12 protein-coding genes are annotated in these 15874 nt (G+C 67.0%); 11 read left to right on the forward strand and 1 reads right to left on the reverse strand.

Annotated features, from left to right (window positions below; translation table 11 throughout):
* Window positions 1-672 precede the first annotated feature (672 nt).
* A complete protein-coding gene (eccCa, locus tag ACZ7KI_RS32230) occupies window positions 673-4650 on the reverse strand; it encodes a type VII secretion protein EccCa (protein ID WP_470276856.1) in 3978 nt (1325 codons plus the stop codon).
* Window positions 4651-4795: 145 nt separating this feature from the next.
* On the opposite strand from eccCa, the gene eccD reads away from it, so the two are divergent.
* From eccD to ACZ7KI_RS32285, 11 genes are all read left to right on the forward strand, one after another.
* Window positions 4796-6193, forward strand: a complete 1398-nt coding sequence (gene eccD, locus ACZ7KI_RS32235; protein WP_470276803.1) for a type VII secretion integral membrane protein EccD — start codon at window positions 4796-4798, stop codon at window positions 6191-6193.
* 1 nt (window position 6194) lies between these two features.
* Window positions 6195-7613, forward strand: coding sequence for a type VII secretion protein EccB (eccB, locus tag ACZ7KI_RS32240; RefSeq protein WP_470276804.1), 1419 nt, complete (start codon window positions 6195-6197; stop codon window positions 7611-7613).
* Between the two features lie 129 nt (window positions 7614-7742).
* Window positions 7743-8072: a hypothetical protein gene (locus ACZ7KI_RS32245; protein WP_470276805.1), complete on the forward strand. Its 330-nt coding sequence runs from the start codon at window positions 7743-7745 to the stop codon at window positions 8070-8072.
* Window positions 8073-8119: 47 nt separating this feature from the next.
* Complete coding sequence (locus tag ACZ7KI_RS32250; RefSeq protein ID WP_470276806.1) at window positions 8120-8416, forward strand: WXG100 family type VII secretion target; 297 nt, start codon at window positions 8120-8122, stop codon at window positions 8414-8416.
* A 92-nt stretch (window positions 8417-8508) separates the two neighbouring features.
* Window positions 8509-8856, forward strand: a complete 348-nt coding sequence (locus ACZ7KI_RS32255; RefSeq protein ID WP_470276807.1) for a hypothetical protein — start codon at window positions 8509-8511, stop codon at window positions 8854-8856.
* A gap of 10 nt (window positions 8857-8866) precedes the next feature.
* Window positions 8867-9331 carry a hypothetical protein gene (locus ACZ7KI_RS32260; RefSeq protein ID WP_470276808.1) on the forward strand — a complete coding sequence of 155 codons (465 nt, stop codon included), beginning with the start codon at window positions 8867-8869 and terminating at the stop codon, window positions 9329-9331.
* A 215-nt stretch (window positions 9332-9546) separates the two neighbouring features.
* The gene (locus tag ACZ7KI_RS32265; protein WP_470276809.1) at window positions 9547-12360 is read left to right on the forward strand and encodes a hypothetical protein; all 2814 of its coding nucleotides are present in this window, start codon (window positions 9547-9549) and stop codon (window positions 12358-12360) included.
* Window positions 12361-12363: 3 nt separating this feature from the next.
* Window positions 12364-14112 (forward strand): WXG100 family type VII secretion target, encoded by a 1749-nt coding sequence (locus ACZ7KI_RS32270; RefSeq protein ID WP_470276810.1) that lies wholly within the window; start codon window positions 12364-12366, stop codon window positions 14110-14112.
* Window positions 14113-14114: 2 nt separating this feature from the next.
* A complete protein-coding gene (locus ACZ7KI_RS32275; protein WP_470276811.1) occupies window positions 14115-14588 on the forward strand; it encodes a YbaB/EbfC family nucleoid-associated protein in 474 nt (157 codons plus the stop codon).
* Window positions 14581-14910, forward strand: a complete 330-nt coding sequence (locus ACZ7KI_RS32280) for a hypothetical protein (protein WP_470276812.1) — start codon at window positions 14581-14583, stop codon at window positions 14908-14910. The genes ACZ7KI_RS32275 and ACZ7KI_RS32280 overlap by 8 nt, the downstream gene beginning before the upstream one ends.
* A 59-nt stretch (window positions 14911-14969) precedes the next feature.
* Window positions 14970-15874 (forward strand): WXG100-like domain-containing protein (locus tag ACZ7KI_RS32285; RefSeq protein WP_470276813.1); only part of this gene is annotated, 905 nt, incomplete at its 3' end.

Here is a 15874-nt window from a genome sequence, read left to right on the forward strand (position 1 = left end):
TCATGTACTTCGATAAGGCGTGACTCGCGTGCCCGGATGCCGCACTCCCGCCCGAGACACGACACGTTTGCCTTACCCCTCAATAACCCTCATTAACACTCGCGACCCCGCACGGAAACGTATTTAGCGGCATCAATCGGACAGTCGATCGGCTGGCGGTGTCCCTTGTGGACACTGAAGCCCGCTGGCATCCAGAATCAGGCCTGCTCTACCCCGGCTCGACCTTGATCAACGGAAGATCGGGGACATTGAGTGTCCCTGATCTTCCGTTGATCAAGCTCCGCCGCTGGTGCGCGGCCCGTGACAGTGCAGGAATAGTCGCCTGACCTACAAGATCGCGACTTTGCCGTCACAGTAGGGAAGGAGGCCTTCACGGCGTCGTCGGCGTGGTCTTGGGTGAGCTTCATGGTCAAGGTGTGTCGCGAAAGCCACTGTGGGGACGTGTGATGTCTCGAAAGTGGCTTTCGCGACACGGTCGCTGGGGTCTCGCGCAGGTCTGGACGGTCGTAAGTGGCGAATCGGGGGCCGGTCAGGGAACGCCACGTTTGCCTTACCCCTCAATGGAACCCCACTTGGCACTCACGACCTCCTAGCGAAACTGTGCATACTGCCCAAGTCGGATACTTGCCTTCCGCAAAGTGTCCTTTCTGGACAACTGATGCCCCCGCACCATCAGTCCGGTTGTTCCGGTTTGACGAAGCCTTCCACCAGTGGGGTCTGGACCAGCCGGACCGCGCGGCGGCGGTTGACGAACTGGCCCCGGCCCGGCGGCAGGACGCGGGGCTTCAGGTTGCCGAGGAACGAGCCCTCGGATTTGGGGCAGGACAACAGGAGTGCGGGCGTGCCCAGTTCCCACATCCGCCGGATCGCCTGGTTCATCATCGACCTGCTCCCACTGGAGGTGCTGCGGGCGACGATGATGTGCACCCCGATGTCCGCGGCCTGCGGTAGCACCGGGAGCAGTGAGTCCAGCGGACCGGCGCCTTCGGCCAGCTCGAAGTCGTCGATGATGAAGTAGAGCCGTCCGCCGGTCCACCAGTCCCGCTTGGGCAGCCTGCTCGGCGTGATGTCCGGTCCCGGCAGCCGCTCCTTGATCACCGAGGCCGCGCCCGCGATGGATTTCGCCAGCGCGTCCGCGCCGACGGCGTATTCGAGCTGGTACTCGGCGGGGATCGAGTCGTGCAGTTCGCGGCGGAAGTCGCCGAACATCACCCTGGCCTCGTCGCTGCTGTGATGGGCGGCGACGGAGCGGGCGATGTGCCGCAGCAGGTTGGTCTTCCCGCTTTCGGTGTCGCCGTAGATCAACAGGTGCGGGCTGCTGTCGAAGTCGTGCCAGAGCGGGGCGAGCTCGACGTCGTCGATCCCGAGCGGGACCCGCATCTCCGCGGCGGGCCCCGGCGACCTCGGTCCGGGCAGCTCCCGCGCGGTGATCTGGTGTGGCAGCAATCGGACCTGCGGGGCGACCGGCGCGCCGGGCGGGGCCAGCGCCTCGGCGAGCTCGACGGTCGCCTCGGCGAGGTCGTCGGTGGTCGGCGAGCCGTCGATGCGGGGCAGCGCGGCCAGGAAGTGCAGCCGGTCCGGGGTGATGCCCCGGCCGGGGATGGACGGCACGGTGGCCGCGAACCGGCTGTTGATCTCGGAGTCGACCGGGTCACCGAGCTTGAGCTCGAACCGGGTGCCTGCCACATCCCGCAGCCACGGGCGCATTTCCGACCACCGGTTGGTCGCGACCACCAGGTGGATGCCGAAACTCAGGCCGCGCGCGGCGATTTCGGTGAAGTTGTCCTCGATGTCGTCGAAGTCCTGGCGGATCGTGTACCAGCCGTCGACCACCAGGAACACGTCACCGTAAGGATCGAGGTCTGCGTACTTGCCCGACCGCCGCGCCCGCCGATAGGTGGCCATCGAGTCGATGTTGTGCTCGGCGAACAGCGCCTCGCGGCGCGCCATCAGATTGGTCACCTCGAGGACCGTCCGGGTCACCCGGTCGCGGTCGAGCCGGTTGGCGATGCTGCCGATGTGCGGAAGCTTCGCCAGCGCGGTGAGCGTGCCACCGAAGTCGAGGCAGTAGAACTGCACCTCGGCCGCCGTGTGGGTCACCGCGAGTGCCGCGATCAGGGTACGCAGCAGCGTGCTCTTCCCGGACTGCGGACCGCCGACGACCGCCACGTTTCCCTTGCTGCCGGACAGATCGGCGATCAGCAGCTCGCGCCGCTGCTGCGCGGGCAGGTCGATCAGGCCGACCGGGACGGTCAGCGACGCGGTCCGCAGGTCGCCGACCGGGCGGAGGCCCAGCTCCGGGTGGTCCACCAGCGGGGGCAGCAGCTGGTCCAAAGTGGCCGGTTGCTTGAGCGGCGGCAGCCACACCTGATGGGCGCGCGGTCCGACGCCGCGCAGCCGCGTGATGAGCACGTCGAGCACCGTGTCGATGCTTTCCTGCTCCGCGACGGGTTCCGGTTCGGGTTCCGGCTCCGATGTCGTGGGCGGTTCGACGTATCCCATGCCGAACGGGACGACGTGCTGGTCGACCGATTCGGTCGCCGTGGTGCGGCGTTTGGCCCGGTACGGCGAGGACGAGTACGCGCCTTTGAACCGGACGAGTGTTTGCGTGTCCGGGCGCAGATATCCGTTGCCGGGGCTGTTCGGCAGCTCGTAGGCGTCCGGGACACCGATGACGCTGCGGCTTTCCATCGCGGAGAAGGTGCGCAATCCGATCCGGTAGGACAGATGGGTTTCCACCTTGTGGATGCGGCCCTCGTCGAGCCGCTGCGAGGCCAGCAGGAGGTGCACGCCGAGACTGCGGCCCAGCCGGCCGATCATGGCGAACGTGTCGATGAACTCCGGCTTACTGGAGAGCATTTCGGAGAACTCGTCGACCACGATGAACAGCGCGGGCATCGGCTCCAGCGGGACACCCTGGGCGCGCGCGGCCTCGTAGTCCCGGCGTGACGCGAAGTTGCCCGCGGCGCGCAGGTACTCCTGGCGCCGGTTCAGCTCACCCTCCAGCGCGTCCTGCATGCGGTCGACCAGTTCGAGCTCCTCGGCGAGGTTCGTGATCACCGCCGAGGTATGCGGGAGCTGGTCGAAACCGAGGAACGCCGCGCCACCCTTGAAGTCGACGAGGACGAAGTTGAGATCTTCCGACGAGTGCGTCGTCGCCAGCGCCAGCACCAGTGTGCGGAGCAGCTCGCTCTTCCCGGAACCGGTGGCGCCCACACACAGCCCGTGCGGGCCCATCCCGTCCTCGGCCGCCTCCTTGATGTCCAGCTCCAGCGGGGTCCCGTTGGCGGCGATGCCGATCGGCACCCGCAGCCGCCGCTTGGCGGTCATCCGTTCCCTGCGGTAGCGCGCCGGCTCGAAGTGCGCGACGTCGCCGATGCCGAGCAGCCCGGCCAGTTCGTAGTCGGCGGCCGTCGGCTCTTCGTCCTCGGACACCTCGCCGATGCGGTACTTCGCCATCGCGCGCGCCAGCGCGGCGGCGCCGGTCTCGCTCAGTGAATCGGGCGTGCAGAGCGGTTTGGCGTGCTGCTTGCCGAGCCGGTCGAACGACACAGTGCTCACCTGGTCCGCGTCGACGTCGAGGAACAGCACTCCCGGCCGCTGCTGCCAGGGCAGGGCACCGGACACGTCGAGCACCACCGCGTTGCGGTAGCCCTCCTCGGCGGCGCGGTGGTCGGCGGGGATGTTCACCCCGTCGACGAGGATCAGGACGAACGGTTCGGTCGCGGTGATCGGTGTGTCCGCCTCGAACCGGGGTCGCCCGGTGAAGTTCGGGCCGCCGAGCAGCAGTTCGGCCTCGGTGATGGATTCGGCGACCAGTCGCCGTGCGCCCGCCGCGTCCCGGCTCTCCGGATCCTGGTTGTGCGGCAGCCACTTCAGCCAGCTCCAGCGCTCGATCCGGTCGGCCGCCGCGCACAACGCGATGCGGACGTCGGCCGGGCCGTGCGCGGTGGCGAGCTGGCCCAGCATCGCGCGGACCAGGCCGAGCACGGCGGTGTCGTCCCCGCTGAGCTGGATCTGCCCGAACCCGCGCAGGTACACCGCGATCGGGGCGTCCGGCAGGCTGGAGTAGGCGCGCAGGAAGCGGCGCAGCGCGTGCGCGGCCAGCGGTTCGAGGTCCTCGATCGGCTTGGTGTCCGGCGGGATCAGCTTGACCGCCGAGCGCTGCGTGCCGACGCCGATGCGGACCTCGCCGAAGTCGTCCTGCGCGGCCCGGCGTTCCCACAGCCGGTAGCCCAGCGCCAGCGACCACAGCGCGCGCGGGTCGGGGTGGATCCACCGCGCCGCGCGCTGCTGCGCGGTCAGCGTGGTGCGGACGCGCTCGCGCAGCTGGGTCAGGTAGCGGATGTAGTCACGCCGGTCCCCGTGCAGCTTCTGCTTGTGCGTCACCGAGGAACGCACGAGCTGCACGATGAGCATTCCCACCACCGACAGCAGCATGAGGCCGCCGCCGATGTAGGACATCAGCCCCGAGCCGGGTCGGACGAACATCATCACCATGGCCAGCGAGCCCAGCCCCATCGGCGCGTACATCAGCACCGAGCTGATCCCGCCGCCGGTGTCCTCCGGTACCGCGGGTGGCGGCTGGATCTCGATCTCGTCGGCGGACACGGCCGGTTTCGGCCGCCGCGGCCGGCGTGCGAACAGCACCGTGCTCAAGGTCGCTCTCCCTCGCGAGTGGAGTTGCCCCATTCCGCGCCGACCGGGCTTCGAGCGACGAAACGGCTGCCGCGCGGGGATAGGTTCCGGGCTGGTTCACGGTCTGAGATTCCTGGCAGGAAGGACCTGACACCGGATGGAAGAGCAAACACAGCATCGCACAACAACGTCGGCGAGGCTACGGTTCGTTCTCGGGAAGCAGGTCACCGAAGTGGCCTTGCCCACCGAGGCGACGCTGACCGATCTGCTGCCCGCCGTACTGCCCCAATTCGGTGCGGAATGGATCGAACAGGGCGCCGACCACGAGGGCTGGGTGGTGCAGCGGGTCGGCGAGGGGCCGCTTGACGAGGACCGGACACTCGCCGAGCTCAACCTGCTCGACGGCGAGACCGTCTACTTGCGACCCCGGGCCGACCAGCTGGCGCCGATCGACTTCGACGACCTGGTCGCCGGTGTCGGCGAGCAGGTGCGGGAGCATCGCGGCACCTGGGAAGCGCGGCACAGCCGCTGGATGTTCCGGATCGGTGCGGTATGCGCGTTCCTGTTCGGGCTGGTGGTGCTCCCCGGAGCGGGCTCGGTGGGCGTGCAGGCCGCGGTCGCGCTGACCCTCGCGGTGGTGCTGCTGCCGGTGAGCGGGCTGATCGCGCGCGGGGCCGCGGACACCAGTGCCGCGACCATCGTGGCCGGCGCCGCGGTCTGCTATGGCGGGCTCGGCGGCGCGCTGTTCGTGCACGTGCCGGCGCCACTGGCCCCGGCGGCGGTCCAAGTGACCGTCGGCCTCGCCGTCGCGCTGCTGGCGCTGGTCGTCGGGGTGTTCCTCGTCGCCGATTCGGCGTTGCTGTTCGCCGGCGCCATCGTGTTCGTGCTGGAGCTGGCGCTGACCGGGGTCATCGCTTCGGTGGCGGAGGTCAGCCTGCCGCAGGCAGCGGGCATCGGCATCGCGGCGGGCCTGATCATCGGCGTCTTTCTGCCCGCGACGGCGTTCCGGCTGTCCGGGCTGACGCTGCCGATGCTGCCCAGCGACAAGGACGAGCTCAGCGAAGACACCGATCCGGTGCCCGCCAAGATGATCGTGGAACGGGGAGCGGTGACCGTCGGCTATTCGACGGCCCTGCACGCCGGGCTCGGCGCCGCACTCACCCTGCTGCTGCCGGTACTGGTGTCGGGTGGCAACACCTGGGAAATGGTGCTGTCACTGGTGATCGTGCTCCTGCTGTTCCTGCGAACCCGCCATCCGGCGGGTGTGGTGCAGCGCTGGGCGATCATCACGCCCGCCACCGTCGGGCTGGTGGCGAACGTGTGGCACCTGGCCGGCGAGCAGACCGACGGGACGAGGCTGCTCACCATCCTCGCGCCGGTGTTCGCGGTCGGTGCGCTCCTGGTGCTCGCGAGCAGGACGCTGCCAGGCAAGCGGCTGCGCCCGTACTGGGGCCGCGCGGTGGAGATCTTCGAGTCGATTACCGCCATCGCCGTCGTCCCGATTTTGTTGCAGGTGCTGGGCGTGTACGCCTGGATGCGCGGATTGGCAGGCTGAGATGCAGTCACGGCGGGATCAGGTACAGGCCTACTTCTTCGTGGTGGGCAGGCTCGTGGCCGCCGTCGTGCACGGCAAGCCCGACGTGCTGCAACCACCGAACAAACGGCTCAACACCGGCCTCTTCCTCGGAGTCGTGGTCGGCGTGATCGTGATGGGGATCTTCGGGATCTACGGGGTGTTCGTCCCTGGCGGCGACACGTCGTGGCGTCAGCCGGGCGCGATCGTGATGAACAAGACGACCGGCGCGCGCTACGTCTACCTCGAAGGCAGGCTGCGGCCGGTGCTCAACTACTCCTCGGCCAGGCTGGCCGCCGGGAAGTCGGGTACCGGAACGGTCGTCTCGGTGGCCCAGAAATCCTTGGACGGCACGCCGGTCGGGCAGCCGATCGGCATCGTCGGCGCGCCGGACGCGCTGCCCACCGCGCTCGACGGCGGACCGTGGACGGTGTGCGCGCAGCCGCCCGGTACCGGCCCGCAGGGTCAGGCGCCGACCGTCTCCCTGGTGCTCGGGCTGTCGCTCAACAAAACCTTGAGCGACCGGGAGGCGCTGCTGGCGCGGACCCCGGACGGGACGAACTTCCTGATCTGGCGCGGAAAGCGGTATCGGATCCCGGGCAGGGCCGAGGCCGAGGCACTGGGCTACGGCGGGATCGCCCCGGTCGCGGCCACCCCGGCGTGGGTCAACGGCCTGCCGGCCGGGCCGGATGTCGCGGCAGCCGTGCCCGACCAGGCCGGGTCGCCCGGCCCGTCGATCGACGGGCACGCCAGCGTGGTCGGGCAGGTCTATCAGGTACGCAACCCGGCGATCGGCACCACGCAGCTCTACCTCGTCCGCGCTGACGGGGTCGCGGCGCTGAGTCCGACCAGCGCGGCACTGCTGATGGCCTCGCCGTCGATCAGGGCCGCGTATCAGGGCTCGCCGGTGGAACCCATTCCGGCCGGGCCGGGGGCATTGTCCGGGGTCCCCGCCTCGACCGCCGGGCCAGACCTTGTCGGCGCGCTGCCGCCGGAGCCGCCGCGGATCGTGTCCCCGCCACCGGACAGCATGGCCTGCGCGAACTTCTCGCCGATCGGCCCCGGCGGACAGCAGATCGGCACCGGCCTGCTGTCCACTTCGGTCACCGCGACGAACGGGATGCCAGTGAGCACGCACGCGGTGGGCACCACGGCGGACCGGGTGGTGATCCCGGCCGGCGGCGGGATGCTGGTCGCCGGGCAGCAGGCGCCGGACGCACCGCCCGGCGCCGTCTACCTCGTCACCGAGACGGGCACGAAGTATCCGCTCGCGAACGCCGACGTCGCGACCGCGCTCGGCTACTCGGCGCAGGCGGCGGTGCGGATGCCGACGGAACTGCTGTCCCTGCTCCCGTCGGGGCCGCTGCTCAGCGTGGAGGGAGCGCTGCGTGCGCAGCACTGACCGGAGGAGTTCGCGGGGGGTGTTGCGCCCCTTCGCCGCTCTCGGCCCGTGAGCGCAGTACTCCACCGCTGCGAAAACTAACTTGAGATCTGAAGGCTTGTGCCGGACACCGAAAATCAAGGAGGACCGATGGCCAAGGCCACACAGGTTGATCCCACCCAGGTCAACCAGCAGGCGCAGATGCACGAGCAGAAGCGGGACGACATCGTCAACCAGCTCAAGAGCGTCCGGGTGACCGTCGACGAGGTCAAGCAGCAGAGCAACAGTGCGATGACGCGCGCGCTCGCGGAGCAGGGCGAGAAATGGATCGACGCGGTCGAGAAGTCGGTGCTCGCGCATATGACCGCGATGGCGAACAACATTCGGGCCGCGGCCAGCGACCAGGGTGAAGCCGACATGGAAAGCGTGAAGCAGATCAACAACATCCCGATCGCCACCAAGAGCTTCCTCGGAAGTTGAGCTGGGCTCGGTTCGGTTACCCGACTGGTCACTGAAAGGAAATACCAATGGCTGATGGCGCTATCAAGTATGACTACGAGAAGCTCGACACGGCTTTTCAGGAGTTGACGAAGATTTCGAATTTCATCGACACGACGCTCGACGAGCAGCGATCCAACGTGCAGACGATCATGGCGGACTGGCACGGCAGCACCGCCGATGCCTACAACACACTGTGCTCCGACCTGGATCGCGACATGATTGGCAACATCGAAACGCTGGGCATGCTGAAGAACGCCGCCCACGAAGGTGCCACGCGCATGCAGGAAACGGACGCCAAGGGTGGCAAGCTGGTCGGCCACTGACTTCTGGCGTTCCGGTGTGGTGTGCCGGGATCCGCGATTTCGGTACACCACACTTTTCCGTTCCGCCCTGCCACCGATTGTGGAGTGATGACATGAGCAACACGAAGCTCGAGGCCGAAACTGTCAATTCATCGGCCGCCGCCCTCGGGCGGATCATGGACGACATGTCCGCCTTCACCGCGTTGCGGGCGGATTGGCCCAAGCTGGGGAACTTCGACCTCGCCGCGCAGCTCGACGGGATCGTCGACGACCGGCGGCGTGGCGTGCTCGCGCACGCGGACCAGCTGAAGACCGCGCTCGACGAGATGAACAAGGCGCTGACGAAGATCACGACCGAGATCCAGTCCGTCGACGACGAGGCCGCCGCGAAGATCAAGGCCGTGGTCGCCGATCTGCGGACCCGGGTGCGCGACGACATCGGCACGCTGACCCAGGTGTGAGGAGGGTGTCATGAGCAAAACCACGGAATTGGACAAGGAAGGCCTGCGGAAGGTGGCGCAGGGGTTCAACCATCTCCTTGATGGAAAAATGGAGGCGTTCGACAAGCTGGTCCACCAGTGGCCGAACGCGGGCGCCTTCAATCTGGCGGTCTGGATCGAGCGCATTCTCGATGACCGGCGCAGGGCCGTGGTCGCGCATGCAGCGCATCTGAAGATGACATTCAGCGAGATGTCGGACGTGCTGTACAAGATCGCCGAAGAATTCGATCAGGTCGACGACAAGAACGCGAAAGACGTCAAGAAGATGTTCGACGAGCAGCGGGACCACTCCGAGGACAAGATCAAGGACTGGAATACCGAACGGGAAAAGGCCGACGGTGACCACTCCGGCGATGTCCGAAACCAGAGTGATGGCTATGCCCAGAATGTCAATAACGCATTCGATCCTATTGGTGCTGATGAAAAAAAATTGTGAGCGGTAATGGCGGAAGCGACGAGGGAGGAGGTGAGCACGAGGATTCACCCAAGGAAAAGGATGAGGGTCCATCCAAGGAGGAAGAGGATATGCCCAAGAACAAGACTGGCGGGGGTGATCACAAGCTCATCTAGCTGACCCGTTTCGTGACTTATTGGTCATTTGTACTGCCGATGGACGGTTTCGATCCGAAATGTCGACAAGGATAGGGAAAGATGTCTGATAACAAAGGATGGTCCACCGGTCAGTACGATGAAGCGCCGCCCCCGTTCAACTACGGCCAGTACGGGACGCTCGACGAGCTGCTGGCGATCACCGCGGGTCTGCTCGACCGAGACGGCCATGACACGGCGTGGATCGACTTCCACAATGACCTGAAGGCCGCGATGGGCGTGCTCGACGACCTGAACGATGACTTCGCCAAGAAGATCGCCGACGTCGCCGATCGGATGAAGGGCGAGGCGGCGGATGCCTTCAACGACTGGGCCAAGGACTTGCTGGCGCAGAGCCGGTCCTTGCATGACCGGGTGAGTGCGAAGTCCTTCCTTGACGGCGTCTGGAACGTGGGCAGCACGATGAACTGGTTCCATGACGAGTGGTGGGAAACCGTCGCGGAGCAGGAAAAAGAACTCAAGGTCAACGAGAATCTCATCATCGACGCCGCCAAGGCGGCGGCCCAGCTCGCCACCGACGGCGAAGATCTGGACGCGATCGTCGAGAAGACGAAGAGCGCGATGAAGGAACTCGGCGAAGCCAACGAGGCCAAGCTGCTCAAGGCATTGCAGTTCCTCTTCGACCATCTGGACGAAGAGTATCGGAAATGCGGCCGGGCCATGTCCACCTTGGAGCCCGCAGGCGGCTACGAGTACGACAAGGTGGACACCGGTGGCAAGGACGAAGACTCGGGCAAGGACGAAGACTCGGGCAAGGACGAAGACTCGGGCAAGGACGAAGACTCGGGCGGAGACTCGGGCCAGGACGAAGGCTCGGGCGAAGGCTCGGGCGGAGCCTCGGACAAGGACGAAAGCCTGCCCAAGGACGACAGCTTGGCCAAGGAGCAGGACCTGGAAGGGAACGTCGAGGATCCGCAGAAGGCTGAGTCGGAGCAGGCCGATACTCCCTTGGGCTCCGCCGGTGGTGGCAGTGGTGGTGGCCTCGGGCTGCGCGGGGGTGGCGACGACAAGGGCCTGAACGACAAGATGAAGAACGCCACCGGTGAAGCGATCGACAGTGTCAAGAGCCCAGGAGACAGCCCGGAGACGAAGGCTGCGCTGGACCAGGCGAAGAAGGCCGCGCAGGACGCGATCGACGGTGTCGGCGGCGGCGGTAACGGCGATGGCTTGGGCGGCGGAACGGGTGGCGGAACAGCTGGCGGTGGCGGTATCGGGGGTGGTGGTAGCGACCAGGCGCAGAAAGACCAGGCGAAGAAAGACCAGGCACAGAAAGACCAGGCACAGAAAGACCAGGCACAGAAAGACCAGGCGAAGAAGGCCACGCAGGACGCGATCGACGGCATCAAGAACCCGGACGACAGCCAGGCCACCAAGGACGCGCTCGACAAGGCGAATAAGGCCGCGCAGGACGCCCTTGATGGTGTCGGCACGGGCGACGGCAAGGGCGGGATCCAGACCGAGGGTGGGCCGGTCGGCGGCGGGAGCGGCCCCGGGGTCAACAAGGCGATCGATGACGCCAAGAAGGCCGCGAAGAAGGAAATCGAGGACGCCAAGGACAAGTACAAGGACGACCCCAAGGCGCTGGAGGCTCTCGACAAGGCGGATAAGGCCCTCGACAAGACCATCGGCGATCTCGATCCCAAGCACGCCAAGGAGCTCGGCGACGCCAAGGACGAGGCTCTCAAGTCGATCGACGACGTCAAGGACAACCACAAGGACCCAGCCGTCAAGGATGCGCTGGAGAAGGCCGAGAAGGCCGTCGGGGACGCCATCAACGACGTCAAGCCGGGCGAGGACGGCCTGAAGCACGCGCGCGAGGCGGCCGAGAAGGCCCTCGACGCAGCGATGAAGGACGCCGATCCGAAGACCAAGGACGCCCTCGAAGAGGCGAAGAAGGCCGTCGACAAGACGTTCGACGCAGCCGAGTCCAAACACGACGGACCGCTCGGCGATCTCAAGAACAAGTCGCTCGACGCGATCGACAAGATCGAGGGCGACAGCAAGGACAAGCCCGCGGTCCAGGAGGCGCTGGAGAAGGCGAAGGAGGCCGTCGCCAAGGCTGTCGACCCGGACAACGTCAAGGGCTTCTCCGCGATCGACGCGCAGCCGGCCGCGGACAAGGCCCTCGACGAGCTGATCAAGCACACCACCGACCCGGACGCCAAGCACGCCCTGGAAGAGGTGAAGAAGGCGGTCGACAACGTCCTGCCCGACCCGCCGAAGTTCGAAAGGTCCGCCTCGCCTGACGAGCGGTTGATCGACGACTCGAAGAGCGCGGCGAACAAGGTGTTCGACGATCTGCTGAAGGACGCGGACCCGGCGACCAGGAAGGTGCTGGAGGAAGCGAGGGACGCGGTCGGCAAATCCATCGACGGCATCGGCACCTCCGGACCCGGCGGCGGCGGGCACGATCCGTCGAAGCCCGCCGATGACAGCAAGCTCAGGGACTTTCTGGGCGGCGGTGGCGGCGGCAATGGCAACAGCGGCGGTGGTGGCGGCGCGAGCATCCCCATCAGCTCGAACGGACCGGATAACGTCGCGCAGCGGGCCCAGTTCGATACCGATGTCGCCGGCCAGCGCGGCTACACCCCGCCGGTCAACCCCCAGCCGGGCAACCTGCCTGCCACCCTTGGCGCGACCACGGGCAGCCAGGGCGCGGCCCTCAATCCTCAGCAGCAGGGCATGCCGATGGGCGGTATGCCGATGGGGGGCATGCCGATGGGCGGCATGGGCGGGATGGGCGGTGGCCAGCAGGACAACGAGCGCGAGCCGCAGATCTGGCTACAGGCGGACAAGAACGCCTGGACCGACGACGCGGACGGTCAGGACGAAACCGTACTGGGCAGGAAGAAGTAGGTCATGGCCGACGGTGCTCCCGGCAACCCGCCACCGGTCCCGGACGACCCGCTGCTGAAAGAACTGACCTTCGAACAGCTGGCGCAGCTGGTGAACGAGGTCAGTCCCGAGATCTTCTACCAGCGGGCCGAGGCGTTCGACCAGGCCGCGGCCCGGTTACAGGACGCGGTCGAGCAGGTCCGGCGTCAGCTGAACATCGTGCGAGGCGCGTGGGCCGGTGGCGGCGCGGACGAATTCGACGCACTCGCCGAAGAGGTGACCGGCCGGGTCACCGGGGCGCTGCAAACCATGGGCACCCCCGGCTACGGCACGACGCTTCGCGCCGCGGGCGACTCGCTCGCCGCCCATCAGCGGCGGATGCGGGACCTGCAGGGCCGCAAGACCGAGGACGACAGCAGGCCGCCCGCTACCGGCGTGCCGTCGCCCGAGCAGAACGCGCACGTGCACAACGACTCCGCCAAGCAGATCCTGCTCGACCTGCGGACCGCCTACTGGGATGTCGGCAATCAGCTGCCGGGTTTGTCCCATAAGGACACTCGGATCAGTGGGAACGGCTACGGGAACGGTAGTGGGCAAGGGGACGGGCAAGGGAACGGGCAGGGGGACGGATCGGGGAACTGGCAAGGGAACGGACACGAGAGTGGATCGGGGAACTACGACCGGCCATTGGTGACGAACACCTTCTTGCTGGCACCCGGAGGCGGCCGGAGCGGACAGGGCACTCCGGAGCACCGGAAGTCGCACCGGCTGGAGCGGCACGGTGGCGAGGAGCGCGTGGCGCACGTCGAGCGGTCTCGAGGGTCGGCGCCGGAGCAGCTGCCCGTGGAACGTTCGAACCAGGCCATCACGCACCCGGTTCGGTCGTTGCCGCCGGTGCCGCTCGCCACGGCGCCGCTTCTGCTGCCGGGTGGTCCCGGCCCCGCGCTGCCGGACGGCGAGCGGTACGAGTTCGTGGCTCCGGTGCTGGGCAAACCGGAACGGGGGCAGCGGCCCGGCCATCCGGACAAGGAACACCGTCCGGAACCGAGGAAGCAGAAGCACGGGAAGAAGCCGGAAACGGTGGTGGGCAAGCCGGACGAGACGGACCCGATCGTGTTCGAGAAGTCCGACGTGCGGACGACGATCGACTCGCCGATGAGTGTCCCGTCGGTACCGGCCACCACCGTGTCGGTCGAGGTGGCCAAGGGCGTCACCTCGACCGGGGAACCCGTGAAGGTCACCGACCAGACTCCGCAGTCAGGGCACGCCAAGTCGGTCCAGTTCAGCGAAACGGGTGGGCAGGCGCCTTCGCCCGTCACACAGTCGGCGTCGTTCGGCGCGGGTGGTGGCGGTGGTTCCGCGTCCGGTGCGTTCAAACCGGAGGACCGCGGGATGTTCACGCCGGGCAGCGGAGGCACGGGCGCGTTGCAGGGACTCGACCCGGCCGCCACCGCGCCGGCACCCACTCCGGCGCCGAAACCGGTCCACGGTCCCGTCGATCCGTCCCAGCCCGGCGGCATGCCGATGTCGCCGATGATGATGGGCGGGATGGCGGGGATGGGCGGTCAGGGCGGGCAGCAGAACAGCCGCATGGCAGCGATGGCCGTCGAGCCGAGGCCCGACGCCTGGCCGCTGGGGAGCGGTTCGCCCGGCACGTTGGGCCGTCGCGATCAGGAACAGCAAGAGACAGTCGAGCAGGCAAGCGGTGAGGCGCGGAAAAGCCGCGCCGAAAAGTTCGCCGAACTGGACCGGCTACTGGAACGAGGGAAGTGATCATGGCCGAATGGAACGCCGCTGATCCCGCACACGCCGTCGACGACGCGTGGGCGCTGCTGGAAAAGGAATCCAAGAAGCTCGCCGAACTCGGTGAGCACTGGGACGAGGCGAGCACGACCGTGCGCGCGAAGGACCGTTCGCTGGAGATGACCTTCGACGGGCGCGGTGAGCTGACCAAGCTGGTCTTCAACACCGCGAAGTACCGCGAGATGCCGCCGGCTCAGCTGGCCACGGTCATCGTCGAGACCCTGCGGCAGGGCCGCGAACAGGTCCAGCAGCAGATGTCGGAACTGATGGGCACGCCGCAGATCCCCGGTCTGGACCTGGACGGCCTCGCCAGTGGGAAGGTCCGCCCGGACGAGATGCTCAGGGATCTCATGGGACCGATGCTCGAGACGCTCAACAGCTTCGGCGCCGACCTCGGCGAGCCGCGAGCGGAGAGCCGCAAGCAGGAGGGCCGCGGAAATGGCTGACGAGTTCTACCTCGACGAGGGCGCCTATGACGGGATCATGAACGACCTCAAGGACATCGGGGTCACATTCGGGGAGAACTTCCGGAATTTGACCGCCGTCCTCGACCAATACAATGGCGCCTGGGGCACCGACGACATCGGGAAGGCGTTCGAGAACAAGTACATCGAGGAAGGCGGCGTGAACAATATCGTCGCCAATCTCGCCATGGGCGAGGAGGGGCTCGTCGGCGGCGCCAAAAATGGTGAGGAGTCCGCGCGGGCGCTCGCGGATCTCGATTACGAGAGTGCCAGGAAACTGGATTCGGAAACGACGGCGGAGTAAGCGCAAGGCCGATTGAATTGACGCCGTGGCTGTGGGCCAGGGGAAGGAGGTGAAAAGTAATGGCACACAGCTATGGTGGCAGTGAGGCCGAGGGCGGCGGGGGATCCCTCGAGCTACCCGAATCTCTCCAGAAGTTCTTGAAGGTCACCTGCGGCTTGAGCTGGCCTGAGGGCAATGAGCACGGGCTCCGGGAGATGGCCAAGGCGTGGGACCAGTTCGGTGACGATCTGGAGGCGCGTGCGGCGGATATCCAAAAGCTCCTGCCCCGGTTTCCCGACGCGATGCGCGGAGTGACCGCCGACCTGACCCAGGACTGGCTCAAGGACAAGATCGACGAGTTCAACGAAATGGTCGAGGAGGCACGGAACTTCACCTCGTTGGGCGGGAACACCGCCGCGGACATCCAAAAGGCCAAGATCATGCTGATCTTCGGTGCCGTCATGTTCGTGGGCATGATCGCCGCGCTCGCCGCCTCGATCTTCGGCGCCCCTCTCATTCCCAGCGTCATCGCCATGGCCAGGATGGCCTTGGGCGAGATCCTGAAGGCGCTTTTGCGGAAGATCGCGCAGATGGTCGTGACGGCCGGCAAGTACGCGCTCGGGATGGCGGCGTTCATGGGGTCCCTCGACTTCTCTATCCAGTCCGGGCAGAGGATCGACAATGAGATCAACGGGCCGGGTAGCGGCCGGGACAAGTACGACACGGACTCGCTGAAGCACAGCGCGATCGGCGGCGCGATCGCCGGTGCCGGGTTCGGTGCTGTCCGCGGTCTCTTCAAGGGAGGGCCCGGCAAAGGTCTTGGCGGGGGTCCGAAGGGTGGTGTCGGTGGGAAGGGGCCGGTTGGTGGGAAGACCCCGGTAAGTGAGAAGGGGCCGGTACTCGGGAAGGGCGGTGTCGGCGAGAAGGGGGCGGTTGGCGGGAAGGGTGGTGCTGGTGAGAAGGCCCCGGTTGGTGGGAAAGGCAG

The sequence above is a fragment of the Amycolatopsis sp. NPDC039088 genome, from assembly GCF_055598845.1.

What these genes read in the sequence shown, in the direction of transcription:
- ACZ7KI_RS32270 (WP_470276810.1), top strand. Translation starts at nt 12,364, where the DNA reads ATGGCCGACGGTGCTCCCGGCAACCCGCCACCGGTCCCGGACGACCCG.
- ACZ7KI_RS32260 (WP_470276808.1), top strand. Translation starts at nt 8,867, where the DNA reads ATGAGCAAAACCACGGAATTGGACAAGGAAGGCCTGCGGAAGGTGGCG.
- ACZ7KI_RS32255 (WP_470276807.1), top strand. Translation starts at nt 8,509, where the DNA reads ATGAGCAACACGAAGCTCGAGGCCGAAACTGTCAATTCATCGGCCGCC.
- ACZ7KI_RS32250 (WP_470276806.1), top strand. Translation starts at nt 8,120, where the DNA reads ATGGCTGATGGCGCTATCAAGTATGACTACGAGAAGCTCGACACGGCT.
- eccB (WP_470276804.1), top strand. Translation starts at nt 6,195, where the DNA reads ATGCAGTCACGGCGGGATCAGGTACAGGCCTACTTCTTCGTGGTGGGC.
- ACZ7KI_RS32275 (WP_470276811.1), top strand. Translation starts at nt 14,115, where the DNA reads ATGGCCGAATGGAACGCCGCTGATCCCGCACACGCCGTCGACGACGCG.
- ACZ7KI_RS32280 (WP_470276812.1), top strand. Translation starts at nt 14,581, where the DNA reads ATGGCTGACGAGTTCTACCTCGACGAGGGCGCCTATGACGGGATCATG.
- eccD (WP_470276803.1), top strand. Translation starts at nt 4,796, where the DNA reads ATGGAAGAGCAAACACAGCATCGCACAACAACGTCGGCGAGGCTACGG.
- ACZ7KI_RS32245 (WP_470276805.1), top strand. Translation starts at nt 7,743, where the DNA reads ATGGCCAAGGCCACACAGGTTGATCCCACCCAGGTCAACCAGCAGGCG.
- ACZ7KI_RS32265 (WP_470276809.1), top strand. Translation starts at nt 9,547, where the DNA reads ATGTCTGATAACAAAGGATGGTCCACCGGTCAGTACGATGAAGCGCCG.